This is a genomic window from Streptomyces sp. NPDC046349, assembly GCF_055587885.1.
Genome location: NZ_JBVJFK010000010.1, coordinates 336,552 through 355,495, shown reverse-complemented (window position 1 = coordinate 355,495; position 18,944 = coordinate 336,552). Strand labels below are relative to the sequence as shown.

Here is an 18,944-nt window from a genome sequence, read left to right as displayed (position 1 = left end):
GACGGCACGGCCGCTCACCCAGAGGACGCCACCCGGGCGGGCGCGAGCCGCGCGAGCCCCAGCCCCGCCCGGCCCGCCCCCCCGGGCGGGCACGAGCCACAGGCCCGCCCGGCCCCGCACGCGACGAGGCCGGCGGCCCCGGCCGCCCCGCAACCACGCCGGTCGCGCGGGGCCGCCCGGTTCCGGCCTGCCGGACGGCTGGGGCCTTCCGGCCCGCACCGGCGGCGGGAGATGATCCGGGCGACAGCCGCGCCGCACCCCGGAGGTCCCGTGACCGAGACGACACGCCCCGACAACCGCCACGCCGAGCCGCCCGCCGGGCGCCCGCAGCCGGGCGAGTTCCCCGGCGGGCCCGCCCTCTTCCGCCTCGACCCGCGCGTCGCCCACCTCAACCACGGCTCCTTCGGCGCGGTCCCCGTGCCCGTCCAGGAGGCCCAGGCCGCGCTCCGCGCCGAGGTCCACGCCGATCCCGACGCCTTCTTCACCACCCTGCCGGACCGCCTCGAACAGGCCCGCACCCGGATCGCCGCGCACCTGGCCGCCGACCCCGACGGCCTCGCCTTCATCGCCAACGCCACCGAAGGCGCCAACCTCGCGCTCGACGCCGTCCCGCTCGCCGACGGCGACGAGATCCTGGTGACCGACCACGGCTACGGCACCGTCACCGCCGCCGCCGCCCGCCGCGCCCCCGTCACCACCGTCGCCCTGGACCCCGCCCTGCCCGACGAGGACGCCGTCCGGGAGACCGTGCTGGCCGCGCTGACGCCCCGTACCCGGGTCGCCGTACTCGACCACGTCAGCTCGCCCACCGCCCGGATCATCGCCTCGCGCCGGCTGATCGCCGAGCTGCGCGAGCGCGGCGTCACCACCGTCGTCGACGGCGCCCACGCACCGGGCATGCTCGCGGACCCCCTGGCCACAGGCGCCGACTTCTGGTTCGGCAACCTCCACAAATGGGGCTACGCCCCGTCCGGCACCGCGCTGCTCGCCGTCGCCCCGCAGCACCGCCACCGGATCCGGGCGCTCGTGCCCTCCTGGGAGGACGGGCACGGCTTCCCGCGCTCCGTCGAGAACCGCGCCACCGCGGATTACACCGGCTGGCTCGCCGCCCCCGAGGGACTCGACCTCATCGAGGCCCTCGACGCGGCCAAGGTGCGGGCCCACAACAGCACCCTCGCCGCCCACGGCGCCGCGCTGCTCGCCGAGATCCCCGGGCTCACACCGCTCCCGCACACCGAGGGCCTCGCCATGCGCACCCTGCGCCTGCCGTCCGGCATCGCGCAGACCCCGGACAGCGCCCGCGCACTGCGCGAGGAGATCGCGGCGCGGCTGCGCATCCGAGTGCTGATCTGGCCCTGGCCGGGCGGCGGCGGCATCCGGATCTGCGGACAGATCTACAACCGGCCCGAGGAGTACGCACGCCTCGCCGCCGCCCTGCCCGACCAGCTGCTCAGGAACGCCTGAGCAGGTACGTGTCCATGATCCAGCCCTTGCGCGCGCGGGCCTCGGTCCGCAGATCCTCGATCCGCCCCGCGACCTCCGCCAGCTTGCCCTGCACCAGGATCTCGTCCGGGGTGCCCACGTAGGCCCCCCAGTAGATGTACAGGTCCTGGTCCAGGTGGGCGGTGAAGGCGTGCCGCGCGTCCAGCATCACCACCACGTCGTCCACGTCGGCCGGCCAGCCCTCCGCCAGCCGCCGCCCGGTGGTGATCTGGACCGGCCGGCCGACCCGGTTCAGATTGGTCCGATGCCGCGCCAGCAGCGCGGAGATGCTGCTGATGCCGGGCACGACCTCGTGCTCGAAGGCCACCCGGCCGCGCTCCAGCACCTCTTCGAGGATCGCGAGCGTGGAATCGTAGAGCGACGGGTCGCCCCACACCAGGAACGCACCGGTCTCCCCGTCCGCCAGGTCCTGCGCGATGAACCGCTCGAAGAGCTCGGCCCGCGCGCTGCGCCAGCCGTCCACCGTCGGGGCGTAGTCGGCGGGCGCCCGGTCCCGGTCCGGGTCGCGGCCCTCCACCAGCCGGTGGCCGGGGCGGGCGTGCGCGTCGAGCATCGCGCGCCGCAGCCCGGTCAGATCCGCCTTCTCCTCGCCCTTCTCCAGGATGAGGAATGCGTCCGCCGCGCCGATCGCCCTGACCGCCTGGAGGGTCAGATGGTCCGGGTCGCCCGCGCCTATGCCGATCACTGAGAACTTCTTCACCCGGCTATTGTGCCCACCATGCGTGCCGCCCTGTTCGTCACCTGCGTCAACGACGCGCTGTACCCGCAGACCGGCATCGCCGTCGTCCGCCTCCTGGAGCGGCTCGGCGTCGCCGTGGACTTCCCCGCCGGCCAGAGCTGCTGCGGGCAGCCGCTGTACAACACGGGCTACCGGCACGAGACCGAACCGCTGGTGCGGCGCACCGCGGCGGCCTTCGCCGGCCACGAGTACGTGGTCACCCCCTCCGGTTCCTGCGCCGCGATGATCCGCGAGCACTACCCGCGGATCGGACGTAAGGCCGAGCGGGAGGGACGCGGCACGGAGCCCGCGGACGCGGCCCGGTCACTCGCGCCGCGCGTGTACGAGCTCACCGAGTTCCTGGTCGACGTGCTCGGGGTGACCGACGTCGGCGCGTACTTCCCGCACACCGTCACCTACCACCCCTCCTGCCACGGCCTGCGCGGCCTGGGGCTCGGGGACCGGCCCCGGCGGCTGCTCGCCGCGGTGAAGGGCCTGGACCTGGTCGAGCTGCCGGGCGCACAGGAGTGCTGCGGGTTCGGGGGCACCTTCGCAGTGAAGAACCCCGACGTCTCCGCCGCCATGGGGACCGACAAGATCACCTCCGCTGCCGGCACCGGAGCCGGGGTGCTGTGCGGCGCCGACAACTCCTGCCTCGCCCACCTGGACGGACTCCTGCGCCGCGCGGACAGCCCGATGCGGACCCTGCACCTCGCCGAGATCCTGGCCTCGACCGAGGAGGAACCGCTGACATGACCCGCACGGACCTCGGCATGCCCGCCTTCCCCGAAGCGGCCCGCGCAGCCGTACGGGACGACGTGCTGCGCGCCAACCTCCGGCACGCCACGCACACCATCCGCGACAAGCGGGCACGGGCCGTCGCCGAGCTGGCGGACTGGGACCGGCTGCGCGCCGCCGGCAAGGCCGTCAAGGACCACACCCTGCGCCATCTCGACCGCTACCTGCTCCAGTTGGAGGCGGCGGTGGCCGCCGCCGGAGGCACCGTCCACTGGGCCGTCGACGCGGACGAGGCCAACCGGATCGTCACGGAACTCGTCCGCGCCACCGGCGAGCGCGAGGTCGTCAAGGTCAAGTCGATGGCAACCCAGGAAATCGGTCTCAACGAGGCCCTGGAAGCCGCCGGGATCACCGCCTACGAGACCGACCTCGCCGAACTCATCGTGCAGCTCGGCCGGGACCGCCCCTCCCACATCCTGGTGCCCGCCATCCACCGCAACCGGGCCGAGATCCGCGACATCTTCCGCGCCGAGATGGGCCGCTGGGGCCGCCCGGCGCCCGACCCGCTCGGCGACGACCCGAGGGAACTCGCCGAGGCGGCGCGCCTGCACCTGCGCGAGAAGTTCCTGCGCGCCAAGGTCGCCGTCTCCGGCGCCAACTTCATGGTCGCCGAGACGGGCACCATGGTCGTCTTCGAGTCCGAGGGCAACGGCCGGATGTGCCTGACCCTCCCCGAGACGCTGATCTCGGTCGTGGGCATCGAGAAGGTCGTCCCCACCTTCCGAGACCTGGAGATCTTCCTCCAGACCCTGCCGCGCTCCTCGACGGCCGAGCGGATGAACCCGTACACCACCATGTGGACCGGTCTGGGCCCCTCGAGAGGCGCGGACGGCGACGGGCCCTCCGCCTTCCACCTCGTCCTCCTCGACAACGGCCGCACCGACACCCTCGCCGACGAGACCGGCCGCCAGGCACTGCGCTGCATCCGGTGCTCCGCATGCCTCAACGTCTGCCCCGTCTACGAGCGGGCCGGCGGCCACGCCTACGGATCGGTCTACCCCGGCCCCATCGGCGCCGTCCTCAGCCCCCAACTGCGCGGAACCGGCAGCGAGATCGACGCCTCACTGCCTTACGCCTCCACCCTGTGCGGGGCCTGCTACGACGTCTGCCCGGTCGCCATCGACATCCCCGAGATCCTCATCCACCTGCGCGAACGAGTGGCCCAGGGCGGTCCGGTGACCCGGCACGGCATCCGCGTACGGATCCGTCCCGCGCACGGGCACACCGCCGAACGCGCCGCAGCGCGCGCCGCCCGACTGCTCCTGGACCGCCCCAGGGCCCTGCGCGCGGGGGAGCGCCTGCTGGCCCGCGCCCGCAGGCTGGCGCCGCGCCGGCTGCCCGGCCCCGGCCGGGCCTGGACCGACACCCGCGAGCTGCCCTCCGTACCCGCCGAGTCGTTCCGCGACTGGTGGGCCCGAGAACGGGGAACCCCGCAGTGACCAGCAAGGACCGCATCCTGGCCCGCATCCGCCGGGCCGTGCCGCAGACGGCCCCGTCGGCGGGCCCCGGCCCGGATGCCGACATCCCGCGGGACTACCTGCGCGTACACGGCACGCGCACCCCGCAGGAGCGCGTGGACCTGCTCGCGGCGAACCTCGCCGAATACCGTGCGCGGGTCCACCGCACCGACGAGGACGGCCTGCGCGACCTGCTGGGCCGGCTGCTCGCGGACGCCGCGACGGTGCAGCTCCCGCCGGACCTCGGCTTCGGTCTGCCGTCCGACCCGTCCCTGACCTTCGTGACCGACCGCGCGGCGCAGACGCCCCGGGAGCTGGACCGGGTCGACGCCGTCGTGACCGGCTGCGCCCTCGCGATCGCCGAGACCGGCACCATCGTCCTCGACGGCGGCCCGGACCAGGGCCGCCGCCGCATCACCCTCGTCCCCGACCACCACGTCTGCCTCGTACGCGTTCCCGGGCAGGTCGTGGACTCCGTCCCCGAGGCACTGCCGCTCCTGGACCCGGGCCGCCCGCTGACCTGGATCTCCGGCCCCTCGGCGACCAGCGACATCGAACTGGACCGGGTGGAGGGCGTCCACGGCCCCCGCACACTGGACGTGGTCCTCGTGGGAAGCCCGGACCCGGGGCCTCGGCCCTGGGAACCGGGGCCACAATAGGCCCATGTCATCCCGCATCGCCCTGACCGCCCTCGTGGTCCACGACTACGACGAGGCCATCGACTTCTACACGCGTGCCCTCGGCTTCGACCTGGTCGAGGACACGGCCCGACCGGACGGCTCCCGCTGGGTCGTCGTCCGACCGCCCGGCGCCACCGAGTCCGCCCTGCTGCTGGCCCGCGCCAAGGACGACGCGCAGCGCTCCCGAGTGGGCGACCAGACCGGCGGCCGTGTCGGCTTCTTCCTCCACACGGACGACTTCGCCCGCGACCACGCCCGGATGACCGCCGAGGGCGTCCGCTTCCTGGAGGCACCGCGGCACGAGCCGTACGGCTCCGTCGCCGTCTTCGAAGACCTGTACGGCAACCGCTGGGACCTTCTCCAGCCCGCCCTCTAGGGACGGCCGCCGTCGCTGCCGCCGCTGCTGCCGCCGCTGTTGCTGCCGCCGCCGCTGCTGTCGCCGACGCCCAGGCGCGGAGCCTCCCGCGCGGCGTCGACGGCCCGGCCGGCCCCCTCCACCCGGCCCGCCAGTTCCCGGGCCCACCGGACCAGGCCCGGTACGTCGATCCCGTACGACTCCGCGCGCAGCCCCTCGATCCCCTCGATCCCGTCGGCCCCGCGCCGCAGCAGCCGCGCCCCGCCCACCGCGTTGCCGCGGGCGGCGTGCGTCAGCCCGACCGCGAGCTGCGCCAGCCCCCGCCACAGCGGGGCCGAGGCCTCCGGCCCGGACTTCCAGGCGTCCTCGAAGACCTCGTGCGCGTGGAAGGGCATCCCCGCGTCCAGCAGCCGCTGCGCCTCTCGCACGGTCTGCGCGGGCGAGCGCACGACCCCCTCGGGCTGCCGCTCCGTCCCGGCCGCCCCGTAGGGCAGCGGCCGCCCCAGCCCATCCCTCGGACGGGCGTTCCTCGCCCGCCCCTCCGCGTCCCTGTCCCGTGCGTCCACGACCCCATCCTCTCCCTTGCCGATTACCCGTGCATGCACACCCCTCGGCGTGGGGTAATGTTCTGCATGTGCCGCCGAGCACGGGGAAACCCGCAGGTCGAAGGTACATCGGGACGTGGCGCAGCTTGGTAGCGCACTTGACTGGGGGTCAAGGGGTCGCAGGTTCAAATCCTGTCGTCCCGACTTTGCTTCATGCAGGTCGGAGGCCGTTCTCTCACTTATGGGAGGGCGGCCTTTCGTGTGTTCTGGGCCATGGTGGTCGCAATGTGGTCGCACGTCAGCCCGCGGCCGGGACGCCGCAGCGCTGAAGGCCCACGGTGCCGGAGCGGAGCCGCCGGACGACCTCTCACCGAGCCGGCGGATGTGGTCGCGTGGTGGTCGCAGCCGCGAGGTGGACCAGGAGACCGGGCCCGACCAGGCCGCCGACCGTTAGGGAGCCCGGCCGACGGCGCGGCGACAACGCCTCCGTCAGCCGGTGCGCCGACACCCGCCACCATGGGGCCTACGCAGCACTGCGCACGGACGACTGGCCCCGCGGGCTGCGGGGGCCGACTGCGCGGTCCGGGAGCGTGCTGCCCTGGCGAAGGGCACACTCGCGCCGGGCCGCGCAGTCGGCTGAGGCTATCCCCGCCCGAAGGAACGGGCAGACCTCGGCGGACGCCCCGCCGGGTCGCAGGGGCGGTCGCGCGGACGGTGACGCCGCAACCGCGCAGGCGGAGCCGTTCCGGCACGGTTGTGCCTGCGGCCCTGCCCGGGCGGCGGGGTCAGGACGGGTCGCCGTACTGGAGGCCGCGTCCGTTCGTGCCGACGTACACGCGGCCGAAGGCGTCGGGGTCGCCGGTGATGACGCCGGTGCCGCCGATGCTGCCCCACTGGTGGGCGTCGTCGTTGACGCGGAGCCAGGTGGCGCCCTTGTCGGTGGAGCGGAAGACGCCGGTGACGTCCTTGACGGTGCCGATCAGGTACAGGGCCTAGTAGGAGGCGCCCGGTGCGGCCTTGCCGAAGCCGAGGGCGGAGGCGGCCTGCACCGGGGCGAGCCTGGTGAAGGTGCGGCCACCGTCGGTGGAGTGCAGGAGCCCCTGGCCGCCGCCGGCGATCCACAGGTGCCCCGCGACTCCGGGGACGGCCTTGAGCCGGCCGTCGGCGGGCAGGTCGGCGGCCCGGGCGCTGAAGGTCGCCCCGCCGTCGGTGCTGGCGTAGAGCGTGCCGCCGGCCAGTGAGTAGAACGTCCCGGCCGAGGAGCGGTCGGCGACGACGACGGCACCGGTGCCCAGGCCGCCGACCCTCGACCAGCTCGCGCCCTTGTCGGTCGAGCGGTACGGGGCCTGGCCGGCCTGCGTCCAGACGATGGCCGAGCCGTCGGCGGAGAGCGCCACCCGGCCGCTGTCGGCGCCGGCCACCGGTTCGGACGCGAAGCCGTTCCAGCTGTGGCCGCCGTCGGTGGAGTAGGCGCCGTCCTGCGCGCCGCCACGGCCCACGCGGACCATCATCGAGGGGTTGGACTGTGCGAAGTCCATGGAGGTGCTGTTGGTCATCATCGGGTTCTTCAGCCGCCCGGGGGGCACCTCGGTCAGGGAGTCGTGGCGGAATCCGCCCAGGTCGCCCATGGCCGTGATGACGTGGGCGCCACCGGGCGGGGCGATCGCGTCGAGCAGCGCGGTCTCCTCCAGCCCGCGGGCCCCCACGCTCCAGTGGCTGACGCCGCCGCTGTCGGAGGCGTTGGCGTCCTTGCTGCGCAGTACGCCGCTGCCGGTGCCGTACAGCACGTGCCCGGAGTCGAAGGGATCGACGGCCAGGGCGGTCATCCAGTGCCCGGTGCCGGTGCCCACGTACGGGGCGGCGGAGGCGTCCCGTACCGACTTGCCGGCCAGTGCCTTCCATGTCGTGCCGCCGTCGGTGGTCCGGTAGATCTCGTCCTCCGGCCACCAGCGGCCGAGGGTGGTGACCATCACCGTGGCGGGCTTGCGCGGGTCGACGGCCAGACCGGAGAACCCGTAGTTGCCCTGGGAGGGGGAGATGTTCCTCCACGTGCCCCCGGCCGGCGTGTGCTTCCACACGGAGCCGCCCGTCACGCCGTTGGGGCCGAGGGCGTCGGTGTACGTGAGGTACAGCGAGCCGTCGCCGGAGAGCACGCCGTGCTGCGGCAGCTGGCCGGTGGGCTGCCCGGGGACGGCCTGCCAGGTGCTGCCGCCGTCGGTGGAGCGGTAGAGGGAGGTGGACCGGTCGGCGACGCCGACGTAGACCGTCCTGCTGCCGGCCGGGCCGTACGTCACGAAGGAGATGCCCGCGCCGCTGCCGGCCCCGTCCTTGACGGGGAACGAGGGGACCTGGTTCCAGGTGGCGCCGTGGTCGGTGCTGCGCCACAGGCCGTTCTTGCGGGTGCCCAGCAGCAGGGTGCCGTTGTCCGCGGGGTCGACCGCCAGCCGTTCGCCCGCCCCGCGGCCGTCCTCGTTGCCGCCCAGCTTGAAGGGCAGGTCGGTGCGCTGGAAGGTGCGGCCGCGGTCCTTGGAGCGCAGGACCGCTCCGTTGCCCGCCCAGTTGTTGGTGTAGGTGCCGGTGGCGAGGTAAAGCCGGGCGGGGTCGACGGGATCGGTGGCCAGCGCGTCGACGCCCAGCAGGTTCCAGTCCTTCTCGCCGATCCAGTCGGTCAGCGGGATCCACTGCTCGGCCCCGGTGTCCCAGCGGTAGGCGCCGCCCATGTCGGTCCGCGCGTACAGCAGGCCCTTCTCCCGCGGGTTGAACACCAGGCCGGTGACGTAGCCGCCGCCCACCACCTGGGCGTTTCGCCACGTGTACGGTCCGGATCCGGGCGCATTGGTCACGGCCGTCTTCACCAGCCTCCACTGCTGGTTGGTGCCGCCGTGGCCGCGGTACTGGATGACGGCCGCGCCGTCGGCCGTGGAGCCGCCGGCGACGTCCAGGACCTGGCCGCTCCTGCGGGAGGTGAGGACGACGGCGTCGGAACCGCTCACCTCGTCGATCCGCCATTCCTGGGAGGTGGAGGAGCCGTCGCTCTGCTGCTCGACGGCGGCCGCCTGAGCGGTCGAATCGCCGGCTACGCCCAGCACCTTGCCGCTGTTGCGGTTCACCAGCTCGTAGTGGCCGTCCCCGGTGGGGCGCAGCTGCCACTGCTGGTTGGCGGTGTTCTGGTCCTTCCACTGCTGGATGCGGGTGCCGTCGGCGGTGGAGAAGGCGTCGACGTCCAGCGCCTTGCCGCTGCGTACGGAGACCAGCCGGTAGTAGGCATTGCCGTCGACCGTCGCGGCCTGCGAGTCGTCCTGCACGTACAGGAGGTACGGCACGAGGACGGCGGGCACACCGAGCAGCAGGCCGGTCCCGGTCCAGCGACGGCGGTGACGTCCGCGGCGCCCGCCGTTCGTGGGGTTCTTCATGGGGAGTTGTTCTCCTTGCGTATCACGGTGGATCGGGGCAGGTCAGCGCTGCAGGGTGAGGAGGCCCGGCCGGTAGGAGAGTCGGTCGTAGGGGCCGCCTGCTGTGGGCGCCTTGCCCTGGTAGAGGAACCGCAGGTTGCAGGGGTCGATGGTCATGGTCTGGTCGGGGTTGTCGCGGACCAGGTCGCCGTGGCTGATGTCGTCGGTCCAGGTGGCGCCGCTGTTCGCCTTGCCCGCGAAGGGGTTGCTCTCGCTGCCGGCCTGCGGCGTCCACGAGCCGCTCAGGCTGGAGGCCGTGAAGGAGCGGAAGTAGCGGGCCTGGTTCGCGCCCCTCGCCTCGACGATCATGAGGTACTGGTTCTGGCCCTGGACCTTGTAGACCTGCGGCGCCTCGAACAGGTTGTCGGCCGTGTCGCTCATGACGGTCGTGTACGAGGAGCCGAAGTTGCCGGGGAAGTTCCCGATCGGCATGCTCGCCCGGTAGATCCTGCCGTTGTCACCGGCGAAGAACAGGTACATGTTCCGGTCGTCGGCGATCAGGGTCTGGTCGATCGGGCCGGTGGGGGATTCGCTGCGGGGGATGCTGCCGGTGAACAGCGGCTGCGGCGCGGACCAGCCGTCGGGGTTGGCCGGGTCGCTGGACGTACGGTAGATGAAGGGCCACGGGCCCCACTGGTACGCCAGCACCCAGATCTTCTTGGGAGCGAAGTAGAACAGGGTGGGGGCCACCGCGGCCTGGCTCATGCCGGTCTGGCGGGCCGAGGCCATGTCCGACCAGTTCGTGAACGGCCCGGACATCATGGAGCCGTACGCGGATCCCGAGAAGTTCGACCCGTAGACCAGGTGCTTGCCGTTGTGCGTCACGTGGGTGAAGTCCTTCAGCGAGGCCCACCCGTTCGCCGGCTGCGCCAGCGCGCCCGTCGACGTCCACCGGTACCGCGACGGGAGGGCACAGGTGCCCGTCGGGGCGGGCATTGCCGTGGCCGGCTTCCCGGACGGGCCGGCCCACTTCTGGTTGCCGCCGGACCAGCAGGAGTGCAGCTGGATCCCGGTGCGGTTGGCGGTGGCCGCGCCGATGGCGTCGAGGCACAGCCCGGAGTGGACCCCGGAGATCGTGCCGTCGGCGTTGACGTTCCACTGCTGGCCGGCGCTGCCGTTGCAGTCCTCGATGACCACCGCGGTGCCGTTGGCCGTGCCGTTGCCCCTGGCGGCCAGGCACTTGTCGCCGTAGACGGTCAGCTGCTTGCCGGAGGTGTGGGTCCAGCGCTGGTTGGGCCGTCCGTGGCAGTCCCACAGCTGCGCTTGCGTTCCGTTGGCCCTGGTGGAGCCCTTGATGTCGATGCAGCGGCCGGAGGCGACGCCCTTGATCGTGCCGGTGCCGGGGGTGGTGCCGGTGGCCGCCTTGAAGGCGTTCACGACGGCGGTGTAGGCGGCCTTGGGGTTGCCGTTTGCGTCGAACAGCAGGGCGTTCTCGCCCTTGCGCCAGGAGTCGCTGTCGCGGATGCCCCAGACGGTGATGCCGGTGCACCGGGCGACGGACAGGCATGCCTTCACCGTGTCGGCGTAGTGGGTCGGCGACGCCTGGGCGATGTCCAGCTCGGTGATCTGGACGTCGACGCCCAGGGCGGCGAAGTTGGCCAGGGTGGTCCGGAAGCTCGCCGGGGGGCCGCCGGCGCCGAAGTGGCTCTGGAACCCGACGCAGTCGATCGGCACGCCACGGGACGTGAAGTCCTTGACCATGTTGTAGACGCCCTGGGTCTTGGCGTCCGACCAGTTCTCGATGTTGTAGTCGTTGTAGCAGAGCTTGGCGGAGGGGTCGGCCGCCCGGGCGGTGCGGAACGCCTCCTCGATGAAGCCGTTGCCCAGCACGTTCTGGAAGACCGAGCTGCGGTGCTGGGTGGAGCCGTCGGCGAACGCCTCGTTGACCACGTCCCAGGAGTGGATCTTGCCCTTGTAGCGGGTCATCAAGGTGGTGATGTGGTCGTTCATCACGCCGCGCAGTGTTTTCGCGTCGCCGATGGAGCCCACCCAGGACGGGAGCTGCGAGTGCCAGACCGCGGTGTGGCCGCGCAGGCGCTGGCCGTGTGCCGAGGCATGGTTGACGATCTGATCGGCCGGGCCGAAGGCGAACTTGCCGCGGGACGGTTCGATGGCGTCCCACTTCATCTCGTTCTCCGGGGTGATCATGTTGAATTCCCGGTCCAGGATGGCGGCGTACCTCGCATCGCCGAGCCGGCCGGCGGCCACCGCGGTGCCGAAGTACCTGCCCGAGGGCGCCGCGTGCGTGCCCAGGGGTGTTGCGGCTCCGGCAGAGCTGGGGAGGAGCGTCATGACCCCCGCCACCAGCGCGGCGGCCGACAGTCCGATCGTCAGGGTCCGGCGGTGCCGACCGCGCCGGTGCAGGCCCTTCATGCTGCTCCTCGGTGGTCTCGGGTCGCCTCGGGGTGCGTGATCGCGGGTGTGTCGGCCGGGACGGCCTGATCCGCCGCGGGGCGGGTGCGGTGCGGGACGAGGCGCCGGTCCTGCGTACGGGTGGCGCGGGGCTCTCGGGGATGTCGCGTCATGGGGCGCTTTCTTTCGCGTATGTGCCTACGGGGAGGTGGGGGAACCGCTCACGTCGGCTCGCACGGTGAGCGGCGGGAAGAACCCCACGAAGTGGAGGCCGGCGGGCGTAGGGCCGCGTAACGGAAATGCGGGGCCGCCCCGACGATCGCCCCGTGATGCATCTCGCAGGCGAAAAGTGTTACGCCGAGCCCCGCGTTCCGGTCGCCCGTGGGCGGCCGCGGGGAAGGGAAGGCCGCCCTTGCTCGGCGGTGGTGTCTCCCACGGCGGCGGTGGACGGTTGCCGTGCCGCTCCTCAGGCCGTCGGGTGGGGCGAGGTGCCGGTCGACGCACGGGGACCGGCCCCGGACGCCGCGCGGCGCGCGGGCGGCTCACTGCCCGGTGGTGAACTGCGTGTGCCGGAGTCCGGCGGCGGTTCGCCGACTGTTACCGCGCGGCCCGGTCCGGAAGGTTCACGGAGCGCTTCTCAGGACCAGGCCTTGCGGACGACGAACGAGGCCTGACCGGCGAAGGCCCGGCTGCCGTCGGAGCCGTCGAGCCAGATGCCGCCGTCGCGATGGCGGAGGACCGACCCGGGGTAGTTGGAGGAGTGCAGGACCACCGACCCCGCGACCGCCCCGGGGCGCGGACAGAAAGTGGCGTCCTTGCGGAACAGCTCGCTGCCGTCGTCGGTGCTCAGCCGCAGTCGCAGATAGTGGTGCCGCAGATAACGACCGTCGGCCGCACGGAGGGTGACGCACCGTGTGTCGGCCAGCCCAGGGACCACCGTGAACGTGACGCGCTGCCGTGTCTGCGCACCGCTGGACGCAGAGACCCGGCCCAGCGTCGCGAAGTCGCCGGAATACGTCAGGTACAGGTCGGGCTGGTCCACGGACTCCAGTGATCGTGCGCCCAGCGGAACCGTGCCCGCGACCGCGGACGGACTCGCCGAGGGCGGTCCGGCCGGGGTGGGGGCGCTCGACGGGATCGGCGCGGGATCGCCGACCGCGGGAGCGGCGACGACGCCGGGCGTCCGGGGCGCCGGTTCCGGCCAGGCCGCGTAGGTGGTTGCCCCGGTGATGAGCACCGCGCCGGCGGCTAGGCTCGCCAGCGGATGAGCGGTCACCGCGTGGAGTTTGCCGGTCAGCGCGCCGTGCAGACCGCCTCCCGTCGTCGTCGTCGCCGCCGTCGCCGTCGCCGCCGCCGTCGCCGTGCCGGCGGCGACGGGGGCCGTGGCCAGCCCGGCGGCGCTCGCGGCTGAACCGGACAGCAGACCCTTGGCGGTGAGCGCGGCGATGAGCCCGGCAGGGACGGCCAGGGGCACGAGGCCGAGGAGCAGCAGTTCGGCGGAGACCCGGTTGGCGGTCGTCGCCGTGCAGGCCCGGCAGTCGCGGGTGTGCCGCGCGATCCGCTTGCGCCACACCGAGGTACGCAGACCGTCCCAGTCGGCGACGGTCTCACCCAGCTGCGGACAGCGTGGTTGGGTCTCGAGCGCGGTGACGATCGTCCGGCTCAGATCCAGTTGCTCGCGCATGCGCTGCAGGCGCACTCCCACATGGGCGGCGGAGAGGCCCGTCGCGGCGGCCATGTCCTCACGGCTCAGCAGTCCGGCGCGTTCCTGCCACCACAGGGAGAGCATCACCCGGTGGTCCGGGTCGAGCCACCGGCCGGCTTCGGCGATCCGGCGGCGTTCATCCGACACCTGGAGCCGCAGGATCGTCGCGTCCTCGGGTTCGGGGGCGGCGTCCGGGAGGTGGGCCGCCTCGTCGATGGCCGTCGTCCGGCCGGCGGCGACGCGGTGCCGCTGCCAATGGGTCTGTATCTGGCGGAGGGTGATCGACACCAGCCAGGAGCGGAAGCTGCCGGGGGCGCGCACGGCGGGCAGGTCGCGCACCACGCGCAACAGCGTTTCCTGGACGACGTCATCGACGTCGGCATGTCCGCTCACCGACCGGCGGACGATGTTGTAGATCAAGGGCAGGTAGGCGGCGATCAGCTCTTCGCGCGCCCGGTCGTCCCCGGCCTGCGCCGCGACGACCAGCCGCGCGTGGTCCGCATCCATGAGCCCCATTGCCCACCTTCCTCATCAAGGCGTCAGACCCTAACGTCCGCACAGCTGTGCGGACAAAGCCCGTGCCCCCGGGCCGGGTACGGCGAGGCGTCGCGCATCCATCCTGGGCACCGACTTCGGCCCTGCCGGACGGCACTCAGCGGACTCCCATCCCTGCCACCGAAGCCCGCGTGACGTCCAGCAGTCGGCCCCTCTCCACCGCTGTCCGCCCCAGGCTGCGCCGGCGGGCAGGCGGGGTGCGATCTCCAGCACGCCGGCGGATCTCGACTCTCACCGGCTTGGACGCGACTTCGCGCCGCAACACCCGTTGTCCGGCAGCCGATCAGCCGATCGGGGGCCTATCAGTCGGTCAGCCGACGCACCCGGTCGTCATCCGTCACCTCGTAGACGTCGATGCGCAGGATGTGCCGGACGTGGGCCGGGACGCGTGCGGCGGCCTTGAGGGAAGAGGACGGCACGACGAGGGCGTGGCGCGTGTGCGGGTCCCGGGTCGTCATGCGGCGCAGCAGTTGTCCGTAGGCGATGTCGGCGTCGATGCCTTTCTCACTGGTTCGGCCCTTGACCTCACAGATCAGCCGTTGCGAGCCGCGTACGGCTTCCAGGTCGGTCCACCGGTCCGCGGGATCGGTGGGTGTCCAGCCTTCGGCCAGCAGCCAGGTGCGGAAGGTGTCGGTGACCCGGTCCTCGTCGCAGGAGCGGGCCAGGATCTTCTGCAGGGCTGCGAGGTCAGCCTCTTCGTTGCGGCGCAGTCGTCCGCGGCCGTCCGCATCCAGGTCGGCGGGGCGGATGACGACCAGACGCAGCCCGTGCGCGGGAATCTGCTCGTCCCGCCGGGCGTCGTACAGGGCGCGCTGCTCGCCGCGATGGACACCGCTGACGGTGAGGCGGTCCGGCTTGTCGAAGTGGGGCATCGGCCGGTCGTGCTGCAGTTCGCGGTACTCGATCACCAGCTGATGGCCCGGCCAGTGGGCGTCGACCGGCAGTTGGACCCGCCGGCCGCCTGATCCCGGATCTCCGAGCAGCCAGTCGAACCTGTGCTGCGTCAGGGCGTTCTCCCCGAGGATCCGCTCGCACAACCCCACGACGTACGCCTCATCGCTGCCATCTCTCGTCGCCATGAGCCAGGATCCTGCCACCCCCGCGGCCGGCGGCGCCGGGCCGGCGAACCCGGAGCCTCGACGCGCAGAAGACCGGCAACGACCGACAGGCCGCCGGCTTGCCGGTCGACGCTTCCGCGGGTGCGGTGAGGCGGGCCTCTCGACGGCGATGGCGCCCACCGCGCCCTGCCGAACCGGATGGCCTCCCGGCCGAACGGACGCGGCATCATCCCGCTCCCTGAGGCGCTTGCCACCTGGCGCCCCGTCTGCGAGCGGGGGCGGGCCCGAGGGCCAAGGGGCGTCCCCGTGGGCACCGGTTGGGGCCTGCCTCCGTGTTGCTGGGCAATCAGGTCGGTGACCAGTGCGTGCACCGCGTGCCGTGCTGGAGCGCTCGTACGGTCCCCCGTCGACTACGGTGCTGCTCGATCCGCTCGTGTGGCTCCGCCTCCCGGGCCGCTGTTTCGGCCGGCGTTCTGCCGTCGACGGGCTGGGCGACGGTCACAGGGGGTGGCCGTGCGGGGCTGCGGTGTCAGTGCGCCGGGTTATTCTTCCGGCCACCGCACACCGACTGTAGGGACCCGAAGAATTGACCGGCCTGTCTGCTTTCCCGCTGCCCTTCAACGCGTCCCGTTCCATATCGTTCGCCAAACCCCGAACCCTGCGGGAACTCGAGATCATGCAGTGCAGTGCGCACCTTCGGGCGAAGCCGGGGTGGTTCGAGAAGATGAACGACGCCGACATCGCCGCCCGGTGGACGCGGGAAGCGCTCGCACAGGGCCTCAACGAACGGCAGGTCCGCTACGTCCTCGCCGAACTCGACCACTACGCCGCGCTGCGGGACGCCCGAACCGGCATCGAGGTGTCCGGCGTCGACGGGGTGTGGCAGTCGGACACACTCGTCGACGACAAGCTCAGGTCCCGGCTGCGCGAGGCGGTCCGGGTGCTGGAAGAAGTCCCCGAAGAGGAACTCGACTGGCACCCCGGCTCGGACGGCCAGGTACTGGATCTGGTCCACCCCTCGCTGTTCTGCCTGGTGAACGAGGTGAGCGGCGCACCCGAACGGGCTTGGCGGAACCCCACGAACCGCTACTCGAAGTACGAGTTCTCGGAGAAGTTCCAGTGGCTGCCCACCGATGTGGACGTCACCGGCGACGGCCAGGTCGCGTTCCGCTCGTACGTCAACAACCTCCACCCCGACACCCATCGCGAACTGGCTGCCGTCCTGCCGGACGTGTTCGCGCGGATGCTCCCACTGTGGGAGAACGTGCTCACCGACCTGCGTCATCCGCGGCCCCTGCGGATCGAGGCCGATCCCTACGGGTGGTACGACTCCGAACCGGAGTACCCGCACGAGTCCTCCTACAGTGATCCCGCGGCCCACGCGGAAGCCCTCCGCGCGTGGGAGGCGGCCCATGACGGCTGGTGGGAGAACCGCCGCCCGGTCATCCCGGAGCCCCCCGACTTCACCCCGCCCGGGACGCCCGGCGCATCCACCCGGGTCGACCTGCGCGGTCGCCGGCTCCAGGTCATCGTCAAGCTCGCCACCATTCACCTCACGCCGGACAAGCCCGAGTACGCCGGCGGTTCCTGGCACGTGGAGGGGATGCTGAACGAGCGGATCGTCTCGACCGGCATCTACTACTGGGACAGCGAGAACATCACCGAGAGCCGGCTGAGCTTCCGGGCAGCCCTGGACGACCCGTACTACGAGCAGAACGACGACAACGGTGTGCGCGAGGTCTACGGCCTGGAGGACGAGGACGCGCTGAACCAGGTACTGGGATCGGCCTCGACGCCGGCGGGTCGCTGCCTGGCGTTCCCGAACATCCTGCAGCACCGCGTCGGCGACTTCCGCCTCGAGGACCGCACCCGCCCGGGACACCGCAAGATCCTCGCGTTCTTCCTGGTCGACCCGTCGGAAACGATCGTCTCGACCTCCGACGTGCCGCCGCAGCAACCGTGGGCCGAGACCTCGACCATGACGCTGGAACAGGCCATAGCCTACCGCGAACAACTCATGCACGAACGCAAGTTCTTCGTCGACGAGCACAACAAGGAGCTCTTCGAGCGGGAATTCTCCCTCTGCGAGCACTGAGCACTCCCCATCCCGTGCCGAGGGGCCGTTCCGGAGCGATCCGGAACGGCCCCTCGGGCGTTTCCGTACGACCGCACGGGTGCGTGGTGATCCGTCGTTGATCGGCCGTAGAGCCGGGGCGGCGACCATCGGCGACAAGGGGAACGACGGCTCCGAGGGTCACCACCGGTCGCTGCCGCCCCCGGGGGCCGTACGGCCCCCGGGCCCCTCGGTCCCCGGTACTTGGCCAACCCACGGAAGGTGGACTAGGCATGCACGGTGTTACGTCGCTGCAGTCGACGACGGGCTTCGGAGAGCTGCTCCGGATACGGCGCGAGCGCGTCGGACTGACCCAGCAGGTGCTCGCCGATCACGCGACGCTGAGCGTCCGGGCGATCCGGGACATGGAGAGCGGGCGGGTCCAGCGCCCCCGGCAGGAGACGGTCCGGCTGCTGGCCGACGCACTGCGGCTGGAGGGCCACCACCGGACCAGCTTCGAGGCGGCCGCGCGCCGGCAGGCACTCGCCGAGGAGCCGCGCGACGAGCCGACCGCGCCGCCGGTCGCCCGCGGGGCGATCGTCGGCCGGGAACTGGAGGTCGAGGTGCTGATCGACGCCCTCGCCGTGCACGGCGACCGGCTGGTGACCGTGGCGGGCCTCGGCGGGGTCGGCAAGACCAGGCTGGTCCTGGAGGTCGCGAGACGGCTGCACCTCGCCTCACGGTGGTCGGTGCGCTGGATCGACTGCGGCCGCCAGTCGGTCGCCGGGCCGGCCCGAACGACGGGGGAGCGGCCCACCCTGCTGGTGCTGGACGGAGCCGACGCCGGCGTGGACGCGGCCCTGCTGGACGAACTCTTCCACCGCTGCCCCGGCCTGCGGGTGCTGATCACCGCCAGGGCGCCGCAGCCGCTGCCCGGCGGGCAGGTGATCCCGCTCGCCCCGCTGCCCACGCCCGGACCGGAACTCGACCACGACCCGGTGGCGCTGGCCGAGGTGGGCGCCGTACGGCTGCTGCTCTCGCACCTGCGCCGACTGCGGCCGGGATTGCGTCTGGAGGCCGAGGAGGCGCCGGCCGTGGCCTCGATCTGCCGCCAGCTCGACGGCCTGCCCGGCGCGCTGGAGCTGGTGGCAGGCTGGTCGACGGTGCTCTCCCCGCGCCAGCTGGCGGCGCGGCTCACGGACGGCCCGTTCCCCCTGGCTCCGCCCCCGGCCGGGTTCGGCGGCCGGGCCGACGTGGGCGCGGTGCTCGGGGCCGCCCTGGGCCGGCTCACGCTCGGCCAGCGGGACCTGCTGGAGCGGCTCGCGGCCGCGCCGGGGGACTGGTCGGGCGAGGACGCCGTCGAACTGAGCGGCCGGCCGCCGCAGGAGTGCCTGGCGGCGCTGCACGAGCTGCTGGCGAGCGGACTGATCCGCAGCGTCCCGGCCCGCGACGGCGTCCGGTTCACCGTGCTGAACCTCTGCCGGCGCCTGTGCGGGGCCGGTGTGTACGCGGAGTTCGCGGCGGCGGGCTGACGCTTGTCGGCGGCTCCGTTCCACGACCGGGTTCCACGACCCAGTTCCACGACCGGGTTCGACGATCGGGCCCACGAGCCAGTTCCACGACCGGGTTCCACGATCGGGCCCACGACGGGGTTCCACTGCCCGTACAGGCCCCGGCCCACGCGTCCGGTCTGCGCCGATACTGCCCGCATCC

General features: G+C 72.7%; 12 protein-coding genes, 1 tRNA gene and 1 pseudogene. 8 read left to right on the top strand and 6 right to left on the bottom strand.

Features of this window, described 5'->3' with window-relative positions:
* Positions 1 to 270: 270 nt before the first annotated feature.
* The gene (locus ACZ6JS_RS24810; protein ID WP_469301011.1) at positions 271 to 1,464 is read left to right on the top strand and encodes an aminotransferase class V-fold PLP-dependent enzyme; all 1,194 of its coding nucleotides are present in this window, start codon (positions 271 to 273) and stop codon (positions 1,462 to 1,464) included.
* Here ACZ6JS_RS24810 and cobF read toward each other — a convergent pair.
* The gene (cobF, locus tag ACZ6JS_RS24805) at positions 1,451 to 2,203 is read right to left on the bottom strand and encodes a precorrin-6A synthase (deacetylating) (RefSeq protein ID WP_469301010.1); all 753 of its coding nucleotides are present in this window, start codon (positions 2,201 to 2,203) and stop codon (positions 1,451 to 1,453) included. The genes ACZ6JS_RS24810 and cobF overlap by 14 nt on opposite strands.
* A gap of 18 nt (positions 2,204 to 2,221) precedes the next feature.
* Here cobF and ACZ6JS_RS24800 point away from each other — a divergent pair, with 18 nt between their 5' ends.
* The 4 genes from ACZ6JS_RS24800 to ACZ6JS_RS24785 are packed head-to-tail and all read left to right on the top strand — an operon-like array spanning position 2,222 to position 5,532.
* Positions 2,222 to 2,977: a (Fe-S)-binding protein gene (locus tag ACZ6JS_RS24800; protein ID WP_469301008.1), complete on the top strand. Its 756-nt coding sequence runs from the start codon at positions 2,222 to 2,224 to the stop codon at positions 2,975 to 2,977.
* Positions 2,974 to 4,458, top strand: coding sequence for a lactate utilization protein B (locus ACZ6JS_RS24795; protein WP_469301006.1), 1,485 nt, complete (start codon positions 2,974 to 2,976; stop codon positions 4,456 to 4,458). The genes ACZ6JS_RS24800 and ACZ6JS_RS24795 overlap by 4 nt, the downstream gene beginning before the upstream one ends.
* Positions 4,455 to 5,135 (top strand): LutC/YkgG family protein, encoded by a 681-nt coding sequence (locus ACZ6JS_RS24790; RefSeq protein WP_469301004.1) that lies wholly within the window; start codon positions 4,455 to 4,457, stop codon positions 5,133 to 5,135. The genes ACZ6JS_RS24795 and ACZ6JS_RS24790 overlap by 4 nt, the downstream gene beginning before the upstream one ends.
* Before the next feature lie 4 nt (positions 5,136 to 5,139).
* Positions 5,140 to 5,532 (top strand): VOC family protein, encoded by a 393-nt coding sequence (locus ACZ6JS_RS24785; RefSeq protein WP_469301002.1) that lies wholly within the window; start codon positions 5,140 to 5,142, stop codon positions 5,530 to 5,532.
* Here the strand turns inward: ACZ6JS_RS24785 and ACZ6JS_RS24780 are convergent.
* Positions 5,529 to 6,077 carry a DUF309 domain-containing protein gene (locus tag ACZ6JS_RS24780; protein WP_469301000.1) on the bottom strand — a complete coding sequence of 183 codons (549 nt, stop codon included), beginning with the start codon at positions 6,075 to 6,077 and terminating at the stop codon, positions 5,529 to 5,531. The two genes, ACZ6JS_RS24785 and ACZ6JS_RS24780, sit on opposite strands and share 4 nt — an antisense overlap.
* Positions 6,078 to 6,186: 109 nt before the next feature.
* On the opposite strand from ACZ6JS_RS24780, the gene ACZ6JS_RS24775 reads away from it, so the two are divergent.
* Positions 6,187 to 6,260: transfer RNA gene (locus ACZ6JS_RS24775), tRNA-Pro, on the top strand.
* 581 nt (positions 6,261 to 6,841) lie between these two features.
* Here the strand turns inward: ACZ6JS_RS24775 and ACZ6JS_RS24770 are convergent.
* The 4 genes and pseudogenes from ACZ6JS_RS24770 to ACZ6JS_RS24755 form a co-directional block, all read right to left on the bottom strand.
* Positions 6,842 to 9,469, bottom strand: a pseudogene (locus tag ACZ6JS_RS24770) (RICIN domain-containing protein).
* A 42-nt stretch (positions 9,470 to 9,511) separates the two neighbouring features.
* On the bottom strand, positions 9,512 to 11,881 hold the full coding sequence (locus ACZ6JS_RS24765; RefSeq protein WP_469300999.1) for a non-reducing end alpha-L-arabinofuranosidase family hydrolase: 2,370 nt from the start codon (positions 11,879 to 11,881) through the stop codon (positions 9,512 to 9,514).
* Positions 11,882 to 12,497: 616 nt separating this feature from the next.
* Entirely contained in the window at positions 12,498 to 14,081 is a 1,584-nt protein-coding gene (locus tag ACZ6JS_RS24760) for a sigma-70 family RNA polymerase sigma factor (RefSeq protein ID WP_469300997.1), read from the bottom strand.
* Between the two features lie 341 nt (positions 14,082 to 14,422).
* Complete coding sequence (locus ACZ6JS_RS24755; RefSeq protein ID WP_469300995.1) at positions 14,423 to 15,199, bottom strand: hypothetical protein; 777 nt, start codon at positions 15,197 to 15,199, stop codon at positions 14,423 to 14,425.
* A gap of 565 nt (positions 15,200 to 15,764) precedes the next feature.
* On the opposite strand from ACZ6JS_RS24755, the gene ACZ6JS_RS24750 reads away from it, so the two are divergent.
* Complete coding sequence (locus ACZ6JS_RS24750; protein WP_469300993.1) at positions 15,765 to 17,273, top strand: DUF4246 domain-containing protein; 1,509 nt, start codon at positions 15,765 to 15,767, stop codon at positions 17,271 to 17,273.
* Positions 17,274 to 17,524: 251 nt separating this feature from the next.
* Positions 17,525 to 18,763: a helix-turn-helix domain-containing protein gene (locus ACZ6JS_RS24745; protein WP_469300991.1), complete on the top strand. Its 1,239-nt coding sequence runs from the start codon at positions 17,525 to 17,527 to the stop codon at positions 18,761 to 18,763.
* Positions 18,764 to 18,944: the final 181 nt, after the last annotated feature.